We start from the raw sequence: 18,811 nt of genomic DNA on the forward strand, positions 1-18,811 counted from the left end.
ACCATCACAACTTCACAATCGTCCGGCTGAACTGCGGGATCAACCGGATCTTCCCCGCGGACCCGAAGTCGATGGTCACCGTAGCCAACGGCCCCACCCCGTCAGCGGCCACGACCCGCCCCAGCCCGTACTTGTCATCGGTAACCCGATCCCCCACGGCAAGAACGAGTTCCGTGTTGTTCCGCTTCACCGCCCCACCCGGCGCAGGCCGGCGCTCACCGGATCCCCCACGCACACCGGGCCGCTGATCCCACCCGTTCCCACTGGTCCAATCCCGATCGAACCCACTGTCCTCACCCCGACGCCGCCCGCGCTGCACCGGCGAGATCACCGGCTCCAACCTGCGCCAATCCAGCAGATGCTGCGGAATCTCCTGCAGGAACCGTGATTCCGGGTTCGACACCGGCTGTCCCCAGCCGGACCGCACGACAGCGCGCGAGAGATAGAGCCGCTGGCGAGCCCGCGTGATCCCCACGTAGGCCAGACGACGTTCCTCGGCCAACTCGTTCGGATCACCCAGCGCCCGCATGTGCGGGAATTGCCCGTCCTCCCAACCGGTTACGAAGACCACCGGGAATTCCAGCCCCTTGGCCGTGTGCAGCGTCATCATGGTGACCACGCCGGTGCCCTCATCGGGGATCTGATCGGTATCGGCGACCAGCGACACCCGTTCGAGGAACGCGGCCAGCGACCCCGGCTCGGGTTCGCCGTCGCCCGCCTCCGGCACCAGCCCTTCCTCTCGCGCGGCCTCGGCATTGTTGAACGCCTCGGAACTGAATTCGCGGGCGACGCTGACCAATTCGTTGAGGTTGTCGAGCCGCGCGCCGTCCTGCGGATCGTCGGAGGCTTCCAGTTCACCGCGATATCCGGTGCGGTCGAGCACCGCCTCGACGACATTGCCCACATCGGGATAGTCGCTGTCGGCCCGCTTTCCGGCCACCCGGATCTCGTCGAGCAGGTCGAGGAATCCCGCGATCGCCCGCTGCGCGCGGGTGTTCAGCAACGCGACTTTGCCATCGGCGGCATCACGCAGCGCCGCGGCGAAACCGATACCGCGCTGTTCGGCATGCACCGCCACGCACGCCTCCGCACGATCGCCGATCCCGCGCCGCGGAGTATTGAGAATGCGGCGCACACTCACCGCGTCCTCGGGATTTTCGAGCACGCGCAGGTAGGCGACCACGTCACGCACTTCTTTGCGCTCGTAGAACCGCACACCACCGACGACCTTGTACGGCAGGCCCATTCGGATGAAGATCTCTTCCAGCGCACGCGAATTGTTGTTGGTGCGATAGAACACCGCCACGTCGCCGTAGTTGGCCTCGCCCGTGTCGACGAGCCGATCGATCTCCTTGGCGACGAAGGACGCTTCGTCGTGCTCGTTGTCGGCGACGTAGCCGGTGATCAGTTCACCTTCGCCGGAATCGGTCCACAGTTTCTTCTCGCGCCTGCCCTCGTTGCGCGCAATCACCGCGTTGGCGGCGGACAGAATGTGCTGGGTGGAGCGGTAGTTCTGTTCCAGCAGAATGGTTTCCGCATCCGGGAAGTCGCGTTCGAATTCCTCGATGTTGCGGATGGTGGCGCCACGGAACGCGTAGATGGACTGATCGGCGTCGCCGACCACGCACAGCTCACTCGGCTCGACCGCCTGCTCGTGCGCCTCGCTGTGGTGCCCGACCAGCTCACGCACCAGCACGTACTGGGCGTGGTTGGTGTCCTGGTACTCGTCGACCAGCACGTGCCGGAACCGGCGCCGGTAGTACTCGGCGACCTGAGGATGGTTCTGCAGCAGCGCCACCGTTTCGCCGATCAGATCGTCGAAGTCCATCGCATTGGCCGTACGCAACCGCCGCTGGTACTCGGCGTAGACCCGGGCGACCAGCGCGGGCAGTTCGGTGTCGTCGGCTTCCGCGTCGGCGGCGGCCTTTTCCGGACCGATCAGTTCGTTCTTCAGATTCGAAATGGCGGTCGACAGCAAACGCGCCGAATACTTCTTCGTATCGATCTCGAAATCGCGACTGATCATCGTGAGCAAACGCCGAGAATCGTCGGCGTCGTAGATCGAGAAATTCGAATTCAGGCCGGGCAGCAGGGAGGCCTGCATCCGCAGAATGCGCACACAGCTGGAATGGAAGGTCGACACCCACATGCTGGCCGCCCGCGGACCGACCAGCCCGGCGACCCGTTCCCGCATCTCGGCGGCGGCCTTGTTGGTAAAGGTGATGGCCAGGATCTCCCCGGTGCGTACGCCGCGCGCCGCCAGCAGATAGGCGATCCGGCGGGTGAGCACCGCGGTCTTGCCCGAGCCCGCGCCCGCCACGATCAGCAGCGGGGAACCCGCGTGCATCACCGCGGCACGCTGGGGCGGGTTGAGCCCGTCGAGCAGCCGCTCGATCTCCTCGGCACGCTGTTGTTCACGCTCCTGGCGGCGCTGTGACTGTTCGGCGCTGTTCCTGGCCGCCGCCTGAGCCAGCGCGGACGCGCCGGTGCCACCCCCGTCCCGAGGCGGTAGCGCGCCACCGGTCGGCGCGGGCGCGGGTTCGCTGGGATCGGTGGCTGAGGCGTGGGGAGCGACCGTGATATCCATCGTCTGTCCACGCTACCGGCGGGCACCGACAAGCCGCGAACTGCCGCCACCGCGATGACCAGCCGACGACAGCCGGGCAAACATCCGGTGAACCCGACCAGGTCGACGCGGGCGACACGTGGTGAGCGTTCTCAGCGAATTCACAAACAGAACTGTTTTGCCTACCTAGCGCCCCATGGCAGACTGAGCCCCATGGTCAGCGCTTCTCCGCATGTCCGGATCGGCAGCCGATCCGATATCGTGGCGGGGAGTACTGATCGCGCACTCCCGGGGGGATCAAGTACTGCCCATCGGGAAAAGTTTCAGGGTGACGGAACAGATCGGGTAACAGGCCGTTCGGTTTGACCGATCCAAGTTCTGACACGAGGAGATGAATGATGAGCACCCCTGCTACGACCACCGGCTCCGATTCGGCCTTGCCGCAGTCCGAAGCCGAGATCGACAAGCTCCGCCTCGAGATCGATCAGCTCGATGCCACGATCCTCGCCGCGATCAAACGCCGCAGCGAGATCTCCCGGATCATCGGCCGCACCCGGATGGCTTCCGGTGGTACGCGCCTGGTCCACAGCCGTGAGATGAAAGTCCTCGAGCGCTTCAGTGAGCTGGGCCAGGAGGGTCACACCCTCGCCATGCTCCTGCTCCGCCTCGGCCGCGGCCGTCTCGGCCGCTGACCCCAGACCACAAACCACGCGGCGGACCAGCCAGTTCGCCGCTTCCAAAAAGCCGCCCCGGGTGCGACACCATCCCCGGGGCGGTTATTTTTCTGCCCGGCTCAGGTCAGGGCGATGTACTTGGTGTTCAGGTATTCCTCGATGCCCTCGGTGCCGCCCTCACGACCGAAGCCTGATTCCTTGACGCCGCCGAACGGGGCGGCGGGGTCGGAGATGACACCGCGGTTCACGCCGACCATGCCGCTCTCCATCGCCTCCGAGATGCGCAGCGCACGGTCGAGATCACGAGTGAACACGTAGCTGACCAGCCCGTATTCGGTGTCGTTCGCGGCGGCGACGCCCTCCTCGTCGGTGTCGAACGCGACGATCGGGGCGACCGGACCGAACACTTCCTCGCGCAGGATGCGGGCGGACGGCGGGACATCGCCCAGGATCGTCGCGGGGTAGTACCACCCCGGACCGCCGGGAACCTTGCCGCCGATCAGCGCTCGCGCGCCCGCGGCGACAGCATCGTCGACCAGGTCGCTCACGATCTCGCGCTGGTCCTCGCTCACCAGTGGGCCGAGGGTGGTCGCGGCGTCGGTGCCGGGGCCCATCACGACGGTGTCGGCCATCGCGGCGACGAACTTCTCGGTGAACTCGGCGACCACGCCGCGCTGCACGTAGAACCGGTTGGCCGCGGTGCAGGCTTCGCCGCCGTTGCGCAGTTTCGCCTGCATCGCACCGGCCACGGCGGCGTCGATATCGGCATCGTCGAACACGACGAACGGTGCGTTGCCACCCAACTCCATGGACGTACGCAGCAGCCGGTTCGCGGACGCCGCAACGAGTTTCTTACCGACTTCGGTGGAGCCGGTGAAAGTAAGCTTGCGCAGCCGCGGATCGTCGATCAGCGGGCCAGTGACGGCCCCGGAACGCTGGGTGGTGATCACCGACAGCACCCCGTCGGGCAGACCTGCCTCGCTACAGAGCTTGGCCAGCGCCAGCATGGTCAGCGGCGTCGCCGAGGCGGGTTTGACGATCATCGTGCAGCCTGCCGCCAGCGCGGGCCCGATTTTGCGGGTGCCCATGGCCAGCGGGAAATTCCACGGCGTGATCGCCAGGCACGGCCCCACCGGCTGCTTGGCGACCATGATCCGCCCGGTTCCCGACGGCGCGTTCAGATACCGCCCGTGGATCCGCACGGCCTCCTCGCTGTTCCAGCGGAAGAACTCGGCGCCGTAGCGCACCTCGTTGCGGCTCTCGGACAGTGCCTTGCCCATCTCGAGCGTCATCAGCAGCGCGAATTCCTCCGCTCGCGCGGTGAGCTGCTCGAACACCGTCCGCAGGATCTCGCCCCGCTCCCGTGACGGCGTCGCCGCCCACGCCTGCCCCGCCGCGACGGCCGCGTCCAGCGCCCGCATCGCGTCCTCGGGAGTCGCGTCGGCCACCTGCGCGATCACCGTCCCGTCGGCCGGATTACGCACGTCGAAAGTGCCACCCCCGGTGGCCTCCACGGGTCCGGAGCCGATCCACAAACCCTTGGGTACGAATTCGAGTACATCGCGTTCAGACACTGTCCCGCCTCTCCGAGAATTTAGCGCGTCGTCCGGGAGCTCGACTGTCAGCTCTCGGCCCTGCGTCGCGTGCGCAGCAGTGGGAGGCGGTGGGGCCTCGTGCCCGGCACACTCCCAGACCGTACCGGTGGCCTGTCGGGGTCGTCGACACCCGCGCGCCAGCCCGCCGGTAACGCGGTACCCTCGGCTCGTGAGCAGCAGCGACATCACCGCGTCGGCGGCCTGGCAGGCACTGCACAGCAACCACCGCACCGTTGCACCGATGCACCTGAGGCAGCTGTTCGCCGATGACCCGGCACGCGGTCGCGAGCTGACGATGCAGGTGGCGGACCTGCACATCGACTACAGCAAACATCGCGTGACCCGCGAAACCCTGCGCCTGCTCGTCGATCTCGCGGACACGGCGGGTGTGCCGCAACGCCGCGACGCGATGTACGCGGGCCAGCACATCAACACCTCCGAGGACCGCGCAGTCGGCCATATCGCCCTGCGCCTACCGGTCGGCGACCAGCTCTGTATCGACGGCGCCGACGCCGACGCCGAGGTGCACGACGTCCTGCGCCGGATGGGCGAATTCGCCGATTCCGTGCGCTCTGGCGCGTGGCGCGGCGCGACCGGCGAACGCATCGAGACCATCGTCAATATCGGCATCGGCGGCTCGGATCTGGGCCCCGACATGGTGTATCGCGCACTGCGCCACTATGTCGACGCGGGCATCAGCGCCCGTTTCGTCTCGAATGTGGACCCCGCCGATCTGGTCGCCAAGCTCACCGGCCTCGACCCGGCGACGACCTTGTTCATCGTCGCGTCCAAGACGTTCTCGACGCTGGAAACCCTCACCAACGCCACCGCCGCGCGCCGCTGGCTGGTCGACGCGCTGGGCGAGGAAGCGGTCGCCAAGCATTTCGTCGCGGTGTCGACGAATGCGGAACGGGTGGCCGACTTCGGCATCGACACCGCGCACATGTTCGGCTTCTGGGATTGGGTCGGCGGCCGCTACTCGGTGGATTCGGCGATCGGTCTTTCGGTGATGGTGACCATCGGCAAGGAGCAGTTCGCGGAATTCCTCAGCGGAATGCACGCCATAGACAAGCATTTCGCCACCGCGCCGCTGGCGGAGAACGCGCCGGTACTGCTGGCGATGCTCGGTGTCTGGTACTCGAATTTCTTCGGCGCGGAATCCCGTGTGGTCCTGCCCTATTCGAACGACATGGCCCGATTCCCCGCCTATCTGCAGCAATTGACGATGGAGTCCAACGGCAAGTCGGTGCGCGCCGACGGCACCCCGGTCACCTCGTCGACCGGCGAGATCTTCTGGGGCGAGCCGGGTACCAACGGCCAGCACGCCTTCTACCAACTCCTCCATCAGGGCACCCGGCTGATCCCCGCCGATTTCCTCGGCTTCGCCCGGTCCACCGACGACCTGCCGACCCGCGACGGCACCGGCAGCATGCAGGACATCCTGATGAGCAACCTGTTCGCGCAGTCGAAGGTGCTGGCGTTCGGCAAGACCGCCGAGGAGATCCGCGCCGAGGGCACCGACCCGGAACTGGTGCCGCACAAGGTGATGCCGGGCAACCGGCCGAGCACCACGATCCTGGCGGCGGAGCTCACGCCGTCGGCGCTGGGTCAGCTGATCGCGCTCTACGAGCACCAGGTGTTCGTCGAGGGCATCATCTGGGGCGTCGACAGTTTCGATCAGTGGGGTGTCGAGCTGGGCAAGCAGCAGGCCCTCGCCCTGATGCCGCTGCTGAGCGGGCCGGAAAAGCCGGTGTCGGTGGGTGATTCGTCGACCGACGAGCTCATCGAGTGGTATCGGGCTCATCGCCGCTGACCTTTCTCGCGGCCAGGGTCGCGGCGTGAATCCGGCTGGTGACGCTGGAGGTGATGATGGTGAGCAGGGTGCCGAGCACTACCAGGTCGAAGACGATCTGCACCATCGTCACCACGCGTGCCACCTGACCGACTGCGTGTACGTCGCCGAATCCGACGGTGCCGAGGGTGACCAGCGTGTAGTACAGCGCGTCGGTGCGAGTCTCGAGGCCGACGAATTGATCCGGGTGTAGTTGCTGTAGCCGGTAATAGAACAGGGCGAACACCGAGCCGACGACACACACGATCAGCAGTAATCCGTCGACCCGCCCGCCTGCGGCGGTCGGCGCGCGCAGGAAGCTCTGGACCCGCCGCCACACCAACCAGCCGAGCCCAGCCACGCCGGTGAGGAAAGCGCACACCCCGACCGCCCGCCCCGGCCACGCGTCGAGCTCGAACACCCATCCCACCGGCACGCTGTAGTAGAACAGCAGCGCGCACAGAGCCGCCGCACCGTTGCGCATCACATGCCCGGGGACCCGCTGAGGTCGCTTCATCACTCCATGATTGCCCCGGGTTCGCCGAATCCGCGCCGTACGCGCCGGTGGATCAGTTCACGCGGTAGTCGCGGCCCGACGCGGTCAGTACGAGATCGGCGCGGTGTCTGCTCGCGGCGATGAGGTCGGCATTGCGCAGATCGCTGCCCGCCACCTTGTGGCTCGCCTGCTCCGGCGTGCGCCCACCGGCGGTGTGCCGGTGCAGCAAACGCTCGGTGAGCACCGGTCTCGGCGCGTCCAGGTACCAGCACGCGTCGAGCAGTCCGCGTACCTCGGCCCAGCCGGGCGCCTCGGCGTCGGTCAACAGCAGGTAATTCCCTTCGACGATGACAATACGTTCGTCGCGCACGATCACCCCGCCCTCGGTGGGCTCGTCGATCGCCCGATCGAACAGCGGCCACGACACCGGGGATCCGACCGGAGTTTCCCGCAGCAACCGCAGGTCGGCGACGAACCCGGCGGCGTCGAAGGTATCGGGCTCGCCCTTGCGCGCCAGCGCGTTCCGGGCCAGCAACACCTGATTGCGCAGGTGATAACCATCCATCGGCGCGACGGCAGCGGGCCGCCCGGCGCTGATCAACGCGACGCGGAGCCGCTGCGCCAGTGTCGATTTCCCGGCGCCGGGAGGTCCGGCGATTCCGAGCAGGAACCGCTCATGGTTTGCCGGGACCCGTTGGGCCAGTTCGCCCACCGACTGCACGTCGTTCGTCCAGGTCACCGCCCAACCTTACCGACGAGCTAGCGCACGTCGACGAAACCGCGTTCGAGGATCGCGCCGGTGTCCACGCCGACGGGCAGAGTGCCGAAGGCGATGCCCCAGTCGGCCCCGAGGCGGGTCGCGCAGAAGGCATCCGCGACGGCGGGGTGGCCGTGTCGCACCAGCTGTGCGCCCTGGAGGACGAGTGCCATCAGTTCCACGACGCGGCGGGCACGGTATTCGATATCGGACAGGTCGGTGAGTTCCTTGCCCACCCGGTCGATCGCGTCGTCGAGGCGCGCATCGGCGCCGCGGGCGAGTCCGACCTCGGCGAAGTACGCCTCGACCGTTTCGGGCTGACGTCCCATGGCGCGCAACGCGTCCAGCGCCGCCACATTGCCCGACCCTTCCCAGATCGACATGAGCGGCGCCTCGCGATACAGCCGCGGCATGCCCGATTCCTCGGCATAGCCGTTGCCGCCCAGGCATTCCAGCGCTTCGGCGGCGTGCGCGGGAGCACGCTTGCAGATCCAGTACTTGGTGATGGCGAGCGCGATCCGGCGTAGCGCGGCCTCGGCCGGATCGCTGCCGGCGCGGTCGGTGGCCCCGGCCAGTCGCATCATCACCGTGGTCGCGGCATCCGATTCGATGACGAGGTCGGCGAGCACATTGCGCATGGCGGGCTGGTCGATCAGCTTGGCGCCAAAGGCTTCTCGGTGGCGAGCATGGTGGATCGCGGTGACCGCGCCGAGCCGCATGCCGGTGGCCGAGCCGATGACGCAGTCGAGGCGGGTCATGTTGACCATCTCGATGATCGTCTTCACGCCTGCCCCCTCGGCGCCGACGAGCCAGCCGGTGGCGTTCTCGTATTCGATCTCCGAGGACGCGTTGGACTTGTTGCCCAGCTTGTCTTTCAGCCGCTGGATGCGGATGGGGTTGCGGGTGCCGTCGGGCAGTACCCGGGGCAGCAGGAAACACGACAGGCCGCCGGGGGCCTGTGCGAGCGTGAGGAACATGTCCGACATGGGCGCCGAGGTGAACCACTTGTGCCCGACGATGCGGTACGAGCCATCGGGTTGTGGTGTGGCAGTGGTGGTGTTGGCCCGAACGTCGGAGCCGCCCTGCTTCTCCGTCATCGACATGCCCGCGATGAGGCCGGCCTTGGTGGATGGTTCGCGCAAACCGAAATCGTAGGTGCGCGAACCGAGTAGCGGCTCGAAGCGGGCTGCCAGTTCGGGATTGTGGCGCAGCGCGGGCACCACCGCGTAGGTCATCGAGATCGGGCACATGTGTCCGGCGTCGGCGGCGCCCCAGGTGTAGAACTTGGCGGCGCGCGCGGTGTGCGCGCCGGGCCGCTCGTCCAGCCACGGGGAACCGTGCAGACCATGCGTCACCGCGACATTCATCAGGTCGTGCCAGTGCGGGTGGAATTCCACCTCGTCGACACGATTGCCCCACCGGTCGTGGGTGTGCAGCACCGGCGGGTACTCGTTGGCGAGCCTGCCCCACTCCTGCGCCTCGAAACCGCCTGCCAGCACGCCGAGTTCGCGTACTTCGGCCTCGGCCCAGCCCGCGCCTTCGCGGTGCAGGCCTTCCAGCAGCGCGGGGTTGCGCGCGGCATCGAAGGGGATCAGTGGTGGCGCCTGGTTGAACACTTCGTGGGTCGGCATGTCCGGTAACTCCTTCGACTACAACGTTTCCGGGCGCGCACCGAGTGCGCGCACGGCGAAAGCGACCAATTCGGGGATGACGGTCTCGGCGTGCGGAGCGGCGGCCAACGGGCCGACCAGCACCTCGCCGATCGCGCCGACGAGGGCGGCGGCGGTGAGGCTCGAGTCCTGAGCGGGCAAGCGGCCTTCGGCGACACCGTGTGCGATCGCGGTCTCGAACGAGGCGGCGAACGCCCGCCGGAATTCCAGCCGCTGCGCGTCGACGGCGGCGTCGACGGGCTCGGCCAGCAGTACGTAGGCCAGTTTCGGATTCTTCATCGCACGCCCGGCGAAGGTCTCCACCGCGGCGGTGACCCGCTCCACCACATCACCATCGGCCACCGCGGCCCGTACCGCGTCGACCTCGCGGGCGACAACCGTCTCGAAGACCGCCGCGACCAATTCGGCCTTGTTCTCGAACTGCTTGTACACGGTGCCGGTGGCGATGCCCGCCTCCGCGGCGACGGCGGCCATCGACAGCCCGGCGAACCCGTCACGCGAGAGCACGCGGGTGGCGCCCTGCACGATCAGCGCCCGTTGCGCGTCGAGCCGGGCCTGCACGGCCGGGGTCCTGCGGTACACCATGTGAAGAAGTGAACCACTAATTCACCTCTTCACACAAGGGGCACCGTGGCCGTATGGTCGAGGAATGGAAACAGGTTCACCCGCCGAAACCAGCGCACCGAGCACGACCGGACCTGCGAATTCGGTGCGCGTCGAACACGCGGGCCCGGTCACGACGGTGATCCTGGATCGCCCGCACGCCCGCAACGCCGTGGACGGCCCGACCGCTCGGGCACTGGTGGAGGCGTTCCGCGCGTTCGACGCCGACCCCACCTCCTCGGTCGCCGTGCTGTGGGGCGAACACGGCACCTTCTGCTCCGGCGCCGACCTCAAAGCTCTCGGCACCGAGAACAGCAATCAGGCCACCGAGGACGGTGACGGCCCGATGGGCCCGACCCGGCTGCGCCTGTCCAAGCCGGTGATCGCGGCGGTCTCCGGGTACGCCGTGGCGGGCGGGCTCGAACTGGCCCTGTGGTGCGATCTGCGAATCGCCGAGCAGGACTCCACTTTCGGCGTCTTCTGCCGCCGCTGGGGCGTCCCGCTGATCGACGGCGGCACCGTGCGTCTGCCGCGCATCGTCGGCGAAGGCCGCGCACTCGACATGATCCTCACCGGCCGCCCGGTGAGCGCGCCCGAGGCGCTGCAGATGGGCCTGGTCACCCGTGTCGTGCCCACCGGCGACGCCCGCCGCGTGGCCGAGGAGCTGGCCGCCCAGCTCGCCGCGCTCCCCCAAACCTGTCTGCGCACCGACCGCGCCGCCCTGTACGACCAGTACGGACACACCGAGGAGGAGGCGCTGCGCGTCGAATTCCGGCACGGCATGACCGCCCTCACCGGCGGCGCGCTCGACGGCGCCGCCCGCTTCGCCGCGGGTGAGGGCAGGCACGGTAGCGCCGACCACCGCTGATGGACCGCCTCACCGTCGTCGACGAGATCTTCCTGCGGACCCACCGCGGGATGGGCACCCCCATCGCACTGCAGGGACTGTGGCGTACCCCTGATGCGATGGAACCCATGCTGTTGCAAGCGATTCACGATCGCCTGCGGCTGGGCAGGCTCGGCCGCAGGGTGGCGAACTCCCGGGTTCCCGGCGCCCGCCGAGGCTGGCACCCCAACACCAGCGCCCACCCCCTCGACCTTCTCCCGAACCACACCGCGCTCTCCGAGATCGACTGGCCGACAACGCCGATGGCCCACCCCGATTCCGGTCACGGTGTCGGTCCACTCCCCGCCCACGCGATCCTGCCGTGGGCCGACGGCCTCGGCACCGATCTGGACCCGGAGTTCGCGCCCGGCTGGCGCCTCTCCGCTGCCCGCCTCGAGGACGGCGGAACCGTTGTCGCCCTGACCTGTTCGCATGCCCTGGCCGATGCTCGTGGCCTGATCCACGCCGTCACCGTCGCCCTGCGATCCCTCGATCCGGCGCGCGAAGAATCGACCGGCCTTCCGTCCGCCGACGAAACACGGTGCCGAACACCTTCTTCGGAGTGGACGGATGCGGTCTCCCAATGGGCCATCATCTTCGGCGGCACGGCCCGTGCGTTGTTTCGCAGAGCCCCCCGACGGTCGGCACGACCGACCACGGACCACGTTTCGCGCGAACCCAGCAGCGCCCCGGCGCTGAATCCCGGCTCACCCAGCGACCGGCACCTGCGCCCCCTCCTGCTGACCTTCGATGCCACCCACTGGGACACCACCGCGAGCGCCCTCGGCGGAACCCCCAACAGCCTGTTCATCCATGTGGTCGCGAACATCCTGTGGCAGAACGGCTTCCCGAATCCGATCATCACGGCGAGCCTGCCCGTCGACACGCGCGACGAACCCCGAGTCGACAACGATCTCGCGATGACCGAGATCGCCGTCGAGCGCACCGACACTCCCGCGACCATTCGCGACAAGGCAAGGTCCGCCTATCAGCGCCGAATGTCCAGCCCCGCGGGCCTGCCCGAGGAGATCCTCCAGGTGATCCCCGACCGCTGGGCCTACACCCTCAGCAAGGGCGCGGGCGAGCGAGACATCCTGTGCTCCAACATCGGGCCCCTCCCCGATGCGGTGCGAAGAGTCGGCCCGCACGACTGCACCCGGGTGGCCGCCCGCGCGATCCACCCCGGCATCACCGCGTTCCCCCGCACCCAGCTCGCGGGCTACCTCTCCCAGCTCGGCGATACCTACACACTCGCCCTGGTCAGCCTCGCCGCCGACAACGATTCCCTGCCCGAAGCCGTCGACAAGGCCTGTGCGGCAACGGGATTGCATCCCGCTACCTGGTAGTCAGCCGGCAGCGGTCCCCGTGAGCAGGGCACGCAGCCCCCACACGAACTGGTCCTCGGAATTCCAGGCCGCCATCGCGTCCACCTGCGCGGCAGAGCGTGGCCAGCGATCGGCATCGAGCCGGGCAAGTCCCTCGCGACGTTGCGCGACCCGCTCGGATTCCGAGGTGAGCGGCGGCTTTCCGTCGGTCTCGGCCACCGTGAGCGCGATGCCGCCCAGCACCTGCACGATCACCGCGTACACGCCGTGCGCCTGCCTCGCCTCCGACAACCCGCCCCGAGCCAGGCACCCGAACATCGCTTCGCCGACATCGCTCGCCGCGGGCCCGTCCATCGGCCCCGACATCATCAACAGCGCGACCGCCGGATGCGCGAGCAGCTCCGCGCGCAGGCCGAGCGCGAACCGGATCACCGCGTCGGCCCACTCCACGCCAGGGTCGCGCAGGGGTTCGAGGGCAACCGCCGAGAGCACGCGTTCGATCACGGCGCGCTCCAGATCGGCCCGGCTCGCCACGTAGGTGTACACCGCGTTGGGGTTCACCCCGAGCTTGCCCGCCACCGCCCGGATCGACAGCGCCCCGGTCCCGCCCTCATCGAGGAGCTGTAGCGCGATATCCACCACCTGATCCTCGGTGAACGAGCGCCGCGCAGGCCGCGCCGCGCCGCCACCTGTTGACTTCGCCTTCGACATGCGGTGGACTGTACCCCGTACAGCTACCTGTACTCCGTACAGCCAGAATGGATTCTCGTGCGAAACAAGCCATGGACCACCATCACGCTGCTGATCGGCGCCCCGATCCTGATGAACCTCGCCTTCGTCGGCCTCGGGACGACGTTCGACTACCCCGACGTCCTGCAATTGCCCGCCACCGAGATCCTCACCCGATTCCGGGCCGAGCAGACCACGATCGTCACGCTGTTCGCCCTCCTCGCGGCCGCGGCCTTCGCTTTCGTCCCGCTGTCGGTCCTGATCGGCCGCCTGGACGACTCCCCCACGATGCGCTGGGCGGTGCGAGCGGGCATCGCCGCCGCCCTGGTGCAGACGATCGGCCTGCTGCGCTGGCCGCTACTGGTCCCCACCCTGACCGACGCGGACACCTTCGAACGCCAGCACACCCTGCTCGGCACGCTCCTGGGCGAAACCGCCGGGTACACCCTCACCGCGATCTGGACCGCGCTGGTCATCGCGGCCCTGCGCACCCCGCGGTGGTTCGCCGCGCTCGGCTACACCAGCGCCGCCGCCATCGCGACCGGCGTCGTCATCCCGCTCGGCATCGAGCCCGCCGCCGTCGTCAACTTCCTCGGCTACGTGTTGTGGAGCGTGTGGCTGCTGAGCTTCGCGGCTCTGCTCGGCCGCGGCGCGTTCGCGCGTCAGGTCGCCGTCATCCCGACGAGCAGCACGCGAAGCCCCCAGACGAACTGATCGACGGAGGTCCAGGCGGCGATCTCCTCCAGGTGCGCCGCGGTGCGCGGCCACCGGGTCGGGTCCAGGTCGCGCAGAGCCGCGCGGCGGGCCGCGATCCGCTCGGATTCCCCGGGCAGCGGCGGCTTTCCGTCGGTTTCGGCCACGTCGAGGGCGATCGAACCGAGCACGTACACGAACACCGCGTAGACCCCGTGCGCTCGGATGGCCGCCTGCAGGCCACCGCGGGCGAGGCAGACGAACAGCGACTCGGTCATCTCGCGCGCCACCGGCCCGTCGGCCGACGGACTGTCCATCGGCCCCGACATGATCAACTCCGCCACCGCGGGGTGGTCGAAGAGCCGACCGCGCATGCCGAGCGCGAACTGGATCACCGCCGCGGTCCACTCCACACCGTCGTCGGTGAGCGGTCCGAGCGCCACCGACGAGAGCACGGTCTCGATCACTGCGCGTTCGAGGCCGTCCAACCCCCCGACGCGGGCGTGCACCGCGTCCGCGTCGACCCCGAGCCGTCGCGCCACCGCACCGACGGACAGGGCCCCCGCGCCGTCCGCGTCGACGATGGCGAGCGCGGCGTCGACGATCTGCTGCTCGGTGGGCGGGCCACCGACGTCCGTACCTGGGGTTTTCACCTCGGACATGCGTCGAACTGTACTCCGCGAACCCTCGCGGAATCCGTCGCCGATCAGGGTGTCAGGCCGAGCCGGGTGGCCAGCCACGGCAGCTGATCACGCAGCCCGAACTCCCACACCGCGAAGTTGTGTCCACCGGGCAGAATCCGCAGCCGCACGTCCATTCCCGCATCCTTGGCCGCCTGATACATCCGCTCCACCTGCGGCCGATACATCTCGTCATCGGCGCCGACCACGAACGCGCCGGCGGAGTCCGGATACGCCCGCGTCCGCAGCAGATCGAGCGGATTGACCCGCAGCAGCGCCTGGGTATCCCCGCCGAACGCGGCGTCCACCGTGCGCTGACGGTCACCCAGGGTCGGCTCGTCCTGACCGGACATGTCCAGGAAGGTGGGATAGACGGCGGGATAGTTGGTGGCGAGTTGCAGTGCGCAGGTACCGCCGTAGGAGAGTCCGCCCACCGCCCAGGAACGCGGATCCGGGTCGATCTGCAGATTCGCTCGCGTCCAGTTCGGCACGTCGACGGCCAGGTACGTGGCGACATTGCCGAGCTTCGAGTCCAGACACAGCGGGTTCGCCAGCTGGGAGCCGGTCCCGTCGGCCACCACCACGACCGGTGCGAGCCCGGTGTGCGCGCGGGCGAACGAATCCATGGTCTCGGCCAGCCGCCCACCGACGAACCAGTCCTGCGGCGCGCCCGGCTCACCGGCGAGCAACACCAGCACCGGCAGCAGCGGACGCGGATCCGCGAAATAGGCGGGCGGCAGATAGATCTGGGCATCGCGCGCGGCGAATCCGGACGCGGTCGGCGGCACCGTCGCGGTCAGTACCCGCCCGCCGTCGGGCAATCCGCCGGGCGCGTGCCAGGCCGGCTCGAGCGGACGCGCGCTGATCACCTGCTCGCGCCGGGTCAGCTCACCGGCGTCGATCCGGTCGACCTGTTCGATCCCGAGCGCCGCGCCCACCGTCGGATACGACGCGTACTCCCGGTTGATCCCGACTCCCACCGCCACCAGCACCGCCACGGCCGCGAGCACGGTCACCACACCGGTCGACACGGTCCGGCGCACCAGAATTCGCGGCACCACCAACAGCACCGCGGCCACCGCGATCCCGATCAGCACGTACACCGACACGGCGATCGGATCGGGAAAGGGCCGCCACAGCTCCTCCACGAACAGGTACAGCGCCACGGTGAGCACCACCGCGGCCAGCACCACGATCGGCATGATCGTCGTGACATACCGCCGTACGCGGGGTAACAGCAACCAGACCGCACCCAGGACGCCCAGGACCGTCAACGCCACCGGCAGCCAGCCGGTGAGCAACGACAGATCGGTGATTCGCGTCATCGCTGACCTCCACAGATGCCACCTCGACCGCCCTAGCGCGCGCATCGCGGTCCTGGTACGGCCGCGATGACATACGGTACACAGACGACCTCGCCGCGCCGGTGCGGCGCACTCGCAGCAAAGGGTGGTTCCATGAACGACAACGCGGCTGCCCCCGAATCGGCGTCCTCGCGCGGCGTCGCCTTGGCGCACACCGTGATCCGCCGGATGCCGTTCACCCTCGGCTTCCTCGTCGTGGTCGCGATCCTCGGCGTCGCCAGCGGTGGTCTCTGGCGCAGGCTCGACGAGCGTTCCTGGTATCCCGATATCGCCTACGGCTGGCCCCCACTCACCGAGGGCAAGTGGTGGACGCCGCTGTCCGGCTGGTTCTTCGGACTCACCCCGTTCCAATACTTCTGCATGGCAGTAATTTTCGCGGCAGCGGTCGGCTGGACGGAGTGGCGGCTCGGCACCGTGCGCACCGCACTGGTCTGCCTGTCGGGCCAGCTGATCGGCATCCTCGGCGCGTCGGTGACGGTCGGGCTGCTGGCCCACACCCATCTCGGTTGGGCCGACCGGCTTTCCGAGGTCCGCGATGTCGGATTCACCACGGCCGCGTTCGCGGCGTTGGCCGCGGTCTCGGCGACGCTGCGTTCGCCGTGGCGCCTGCGGGTGCGGGCCGTGCTGATGGCGCACGTGGCGATCACGTTCCTGTTCGAATCCACCTTCGCCGATCTCATGCATCTGATCGCGATCGCCGTCTGGCTGCCCGCGGGCGAAAAGCTGTTCAGCCGCACCGAACACGGCTTCTGGCCACGCACCCGACGTGAGGTCCGCATGCTGGCCTTCATCGGGCTGCTGGTGATCGCGACGGCCTCGGTGGCGGTGTATTTCTTCCCCGGCAACAGCCTGCTCGGCCCCACCGAGAACGAACGCGGCTCGCTGTGGAGCACGATCCTGACCGTGGTGGTGATCACCGTGGTGGCCGAGCAATTGCGGAAAGGCAGGCACTGGGCATGGTGGGGCACTCTCGCCTACGGCCTGCTGCACGTGGTGTTCACGCTGGTGCTGCTCGGGGTGGTCATCGGCACCGACTTCGAGACCACCGGCGCGGTGACCTTCGGAACAGGTCTGCTGTGGGCGTTCGAGGTGGCCCTGCTCTACAGCGGCCGCGGCGCGTTCCGGGTGCCCGTCCGCCGCAAGATCAGCGACGGCGCGCTCACCGGCACCGATCCCGGACAGGCGGTGCGCGCCCTGCTCGCCCGCTACGGCGGCAGCACCATGTCGTGGATGACGACCTGGTCGGAGAACAAATACTGGTTCGCCGCCGACGGTGAACGCTGCGTCGCCTATCAGCGCCACGCGGGCACCGTCATCGTGCTCACCGATCCGATCGGCCCCACGGATCTGCTCCCCGCCACCATCGCCGGGTTCACCGATCGCTGCGAAGCCGACGGACTCGTCCCGTGCCTGTTCTCCACCACCGAGGCGGTCGCCGAGATCGCCGGCGAACTCGGGTGGCGCAGTGTGCAGATCGCCGAGGACACCATCGTCGACCTGCCACAACTCGAGTTCAAAGGCAAAGCGTGGCAGGACATCCGGTCCGCCATCAACAAGGCGAACAAGGAAGGCATCGAGTTCCGGCTCGTCGAGCTGGCCGATGAGCCGTTCGCGGTGATCGCCCAGGTGCGCGCCATCTCCGAGGAGTGGGTGGGCGAAAAGGGGCTGCCCGAAATGGGATTCACCCTCGGCGGCGTGGAGGAGGCACTCGACCCGGCCGTGCGGGTGGGGCTGGCCGTCGATGCCAAGGGCAGCGTGCACGGCGTCACCTCGTGGTTGCCCGTCTACGGCCCCGGCGACGACATCCGCGGCTGGACCCTCGACGTGATGCGCAGGCGCCCCGACGGTTTCCGGCCGGTGGTGGAATTTCTCATCGGCTCGTCCTGCCAGGCGTTCAAAGAGGAAGGCGCCGAGATCGTTTCGCTCTCGGGCGCACCGCTGGCGCGCCATGCGGGTACCGACGGCGCCGAGCCCATCGATCGTCTGCTCGAAGGGCTCGGCGCCGCGATGGAGCCGTATTACGGTTTCCGGTCACTGCATTCGTTCAAGGCCAAGTTCCAGCCCCGCCACGAGCCGGTGTACCTGTGCTACCGCGACGAGGCCGATCTGCCCCGCATCGGCATCGCCCTGACGAAGGCATACCTGCCCGAGGTCTCGGCCAAGGATCTGATGACACTCGGGGCGTCCGGCAAATAGGCGCCGGCGCACGGATCTCAGCTCACGGGCACTGCGGTCGGCGTGACCCGCGCGATGACGTCGGCGGGTACATCGATGCCGGGTTCGAGGTTGCCGGCCGGGATCGGCTCGCCCCACACCTGTCGCAGCGGCAATACGCCCGCCCACACACCGCCGGTCGCGATGTCGCCCTCGTCGTCGTTCGGCCCGCCCGAACGCACCTTCACCGAGGCCTCGGTGAGGTCGAGCGCGAGCACCATCGTCGCCGCCATCTCCTTGCGATTGGGCGGGCGCACCCGATCCCAGGCTCCGGGTGCGGCGTGCTCGACGATCACCCGCAGCGCGTTGTCGCGCTCGGCCTCGTCGGTGACCAGCACCGCCCTGCCCCGGATCACCGCGGAGCGGTAGTTCATCGAGAAGTGCATGGCCGAGCGCGCGTACACCAGCCCGTCGACGTGGGTCACCGTCAGGGAGACATCGGTGTCGATCGCGGCGCGCATATTGCCCGCGCCGGTGGATCCGTGCAGGTAGAGGGTGTCGCCGACGCGTCCGTAGATGGTGGGCAGCGCCACCGGCGATCCGCCGAGCAGCACGCCGAGGTGGCAGAACAGGCCCGCGTCGAGCACCGCGTCCAGTGCCGCGCGGTCGGTGGCGCCGCGTTCCTTGGAGCGCGTCAGCGTGGTGCGCGGGGTCGGTGACAGGGGGTTGCGGTTGACGTCGTGCGTGCTCATAAGATGAGCTTCGCCGAAGAAGTGGACTACGTGTAG

Annotated in this window: 16 protein-coding genes; 6 read left to right on the forward strand and 10 right to left on the reverse strand. The window is 68.5% G+C overall.

Features of this window, described 5'->3' with window-relative positions; all coding sequences use genetic code 11:
* Positions 1-4: 4 nt before the first annotated feature.
* Complete coding sequence (locus tag ACFVJ5_RS34710) at positions 5-2,347, reverse strand: UvrD-helicase domain-containing protein (RefSeq protein ID WP_379226872.1); 2,343 nt, start codon at positions 2,345-2,347, stop codon at positions 5-7.
* Positions 2,348-2,964: 617 nt separating this feature from the next.
* Here ACFVJ5_RS34710 and ACFVJ5_RS34715 point away from each other — a divergent pair.
* Complete coding sequence (locus tag ACFVJ5_RS34715; RefSeq protein WP_056816138.1) at positions 2,965-3,258, forward strand: chorismate mutase; 294 nt, start codon at positions 2,965-2,967, stop codon at positions 3,256-3,258.
* Between the two features lie 101 nt (positions 3,259-3,359).
* On the opposite strand, the gene ACFVJ5_RS34720 is transcribed toward ACFVJ5_RS34715, so the two are convergent.
* Positions 3,360-4,814: an NAD-dependent succinate-semialdehyde dehydrogenase gene (locus tag ACFVJ5_RS34720; protein ID WP_379226813.1), complete on the reverse strand. Its 1,455-nt coding sequence runs from the start codon at positions 4,812-4,814 to the stop codon at positions 3,360-3,362.
* Positions 4,815-5,004: 190 nt separating this feature from the next.
* On the opposite strand from ACFVJ5_RS34720, the gene pgi reads away from it, so the two are divergent.
* Positions 5,005-6,648: a glucose-6-phosphate isomerase gene (pgi, locus tag ACFVJ5_RS34725; protein ID WP_379226814.1), complete on the forward strand. Its 1,644-nt coding sequence runs from the start codon at positions 5,005-5,007 to the stop codon at positions 6,646-6,648.
* Here the strand turns inward: pgi and ACFVJ5_RS34730 are convergent.
* From ACFVJ5_RS34730 to ACFVJ5_RS34745, 4 genes are read right to left on the reverse strand one after another with little or no spacing between them, the layout of a single operon-like run.
* The gene (locus ACFVJ5_RS34730; RefSeq protein ID WP_379226816.1) at positions 6,617-7,183 is read right to left on the reverse strand and encodes a potassium channel family protein; all 567 of its coding nucleotides are present in this window, start codon (positions 7,181-7,183) and stop codon (positions 6,617-6,619) included. The two genes, pgi and ACFVJ5_RS34730, sit on opposite strands and share 32 nt — an antisense overlap.
* Before the next feature lie 52 nt (positions 7,184-7,235).
* Positions 7,236-7,901, reverse strand: coding sequence for a nucleoside/nucleotide kinase family protein (locus ACFVJ5_RS34735; protein WP_379226818.1), 666 nt, complete (start codon positions 7,899-7,901; stop codon positions 7,236-7,238).
* Between the two features lie 20 nt (positions 7,902-7,921).
* Positions 7,922-9,550: an acyl-CoA dehydrogenase family protein gene (locus tag ACFVJ5_RS34740; RefSeq protein WP_379226820.1), complete on the reverse strand. Its 1,629-nt coding sequence runs from the start codon at positions 9,548-9,550 to the stop codon at positions 7,922-7,924.
* Positions 9,551-9,568: 18 nt separating this feature from the next.
* The gene (locus ACFVJ5_RS34745) at positions 9,569-10,174 is read right to left on the reverse strand and encodes a TetR/AcrR family transcriptional regulator (protein WP_379226822.1); all 606 of its coding nucleotides are present in this window, start codon (positions 10,172-10,174) and stop codon (positions 9,569-9,571) included.
* A 64-nt stretch (positions 10,175-10,238) separates the two neighbouring features.
* Here ACFVJ5_RS34745 and ACFVJ5_RS34750 point away from each other — a divergent pair, with 64 nt between their 5' ends.
* Complete coding sequence (locus ACFVJ5_RS34750) at positions 10,239-11,060, forward strand: crotonase/enoyl-CoA hydratase family protein (protein ID WP_379226824.1); 822 nt, start codon at positions 10,239-10,241, stop codon at positions 11,058-11,060.
* Positions 11,060-12,424, forward strand: a complete 1,365-nt coding sequence (locus ACFVJ5_RS34755; RefSeq protein ID WP_379226826.1) for a hypothetical protein — start codon at positions 11,060-11,062, stop codon at positions 12,422-12,424. Before ACFVJ5_RS34750 ends, ACFVJ5_RS34755 begins: the two co-directional genes overlap by 1 nt.
* Here ACFVJ5_RS34755 and ACFVJ5_RS34760 read toward each other — a convergent pair whose 3' ends face one another.
* Positions 12,425-13,114, reverse strand: a complete 690-nt coding sequence (locus ACFVJ5_RS34760) for a TetR/AcrR family transcriptional regulator (protein WP_379226828.1) — start codon at positions 13,112-13,114, stop codon at positions 12,425-12,427. It lies immediately after the preceding gene.
* A gap of 57 nt (positions 13,115-13,171) precedes the next feature.
* Here ACFVJ5_RS34760 and ACFVJ5_RS34765 point away from each other — a divergent pair, with 57 nt between their 5' ends.
* Positions 13,172-13,846 (forward strand): DUF4386 family protein, encoded by a 675-nt coding sequence (locus ACFVJ5_RS34765; RefSeq protein ID WP_379226830.1) that lies wholly within the window; start codon positions 13,172-13,174, stop codon positions 13,844-13,846.
* On the opposite strand, the gene ACFVJ5_RS34770 is transcribed toward ACFVJ5_RS34765, so the two are convergent.
* On the reverse strand, positions 13,795-14,487 hold the full coding sequence (locus ACFVJ5_RS34770) for a TetR/AcrR family transcriptional regulator (RefSeq protein ID WP_379226832.1): 693 nt from the start codon (positions 14,485-14,487) through the stop codon (positions 13,795-13,797). The genes ACFVJ5_RS34765 and ACFVJ5_RS34770 overlap by 52 nt on opposite strands.
* 44 nt (positions 14,488-14,531) lie before the next feature.
* The gene (locus tag ACFVJ5_RS34775) at positions 14,532-15,830 is read right to left on the reverse strand and encodes an alpha/beta hydrolase (protein ID WP_379226833.1); all 1,299 of its coding nucleotides are present in this window, start codon (positions 15,828-15,830) and stop codon (positions 14,532-14,534) included.
* A gap of 132 nt (positions 15,831-15,962) precedes the next feature.
* On the opposite strand from ACFVJ5_RS34775, the gene ACFVJ5_RS34780 reads away from it, so the two are divergent.
* A complete protein-coding gene (locus ACFVJ5_RS34780) occupies positions 15,963-18,065 on the forward strand; it encodes a bifunctional lysylphosphatidylglycerol flippase/synthetase MprF (protein WP_379226835.1) in 2,103 nt (700 codons plus the stop codon).
* A gap of 17 nt (positions 18,066-18,082) precedes the next feature.
* Here ACFVJ5_RS34780 and ACFVJ5_RS34785 read toward each other — a convergent pair whose 3' ends face one another.
* On the reverse strand, positions 18,083-18,775 hold the full coding sequence (locus ACFVJ5_RS34785; RefSeq protein WP_379226837.1) for a pyridoxamine 5'-phosphate oxidase family protein: 693 nt from the start codon (positions 18,773-18,775) through the stop codon (positions 18,083-18,085).
* Positions 18,776-18,811 lie beyond the last annotated feature (36 nt).

Source organism: Nocardia sp. NPDC127606, assembly GCF_042671725.1.
Lineage (GTDB): Bacteria > Actinomycetota > Actinomycetes > Mycobacteriales > Mycobacteriaceae > Nocardia.

Coding starts and splice junctions, on each gene's coding strand:
- ACFVJ5_RS34710 (WP_379226872.1), bottom strand. CDS start 2,347: ATGCACGCGGGTTCCCCGCTGCTGATCGTGGCGGGCGCGGGCTCGGGC.
- ACFVJ5_RS34715 (WP_056816138.1), top strand. CDS start 2,965: ATGAGCACCCCTGCTACGACCACCGGCTCCGATTCGGCCTTGCCGCAG.
- ACFVJ5_RS34730 (WP_379226816.1), bottom strand. CDS start 7,183: ATGAAGCGACCTCAGCGGGTCCCCGGGCATGTGATGCGCAACGGTGCG.
- ACFVJ5_RS34740 (WP_379226820.1), bottom strand. CDS start 9,550: ATGCCGACCCACGAAGTGTTCAACCAGGCGCCACCACTGATCCCCTTC.
- ACFVJ5_RS34745 (WP_379226822.1), bottom strand. CDS start 10,174: ATGGTGTACCGCAGGACCCCGGCCGTGCAGGCCCGGCTCGACGCGCAA.
- ACFVJ5_RS34750 (WP_379226824.1), top strand. CDS start 10,239: ATGGAAACAGGTTCACCCGCCGAAACCAGCGCACCGAGCACGACCGGA.
- ACFVJ5_RS34755 (WP_379226826.1), top strand. CDS start 11,060: ATGGACCGCCTCACCGTCGTCGACGAGATCTTCCTGCGGACCCACCGC.
- ACFVJ5_RS34760 (WP_379226828.1), bottom strand. CDS start 13,114: ATGTCGAAGGCGAAGTCAACAGGTGGCGGCGCGGCGCGGCCTGCGCGG.
- ACFVJ5_RS34770 (WP_379226832.1), bottom strand. CDS start 14,487: ATGTCCGAGGTGAAAACCCCAGGTACGGACGTCGGTGGCCCGCCCACC.
- ACFVJ5_RS34775 (WP_379226833.1), bottom strand. CDS start 15,830: ATGACGCGAATCACCGATCTGTCGTTGCTCACCGGCTGGCTGCCGGTG.
- ACFVJ5_RS34780 (WP_379226835.1), top strand. CDS start 15,963: ATGAACGACAACGCGGCTGCCCCCGAATCGGCGTCCTCGCGCGGCGTC.
- ACFVJ5_RS34785 (WP_379226837.1), bottom strand. CDS start 18,775: ATGAGCACGCACGACGTCAACCGCAACCCCCTGTCACCGACCCCGCGC.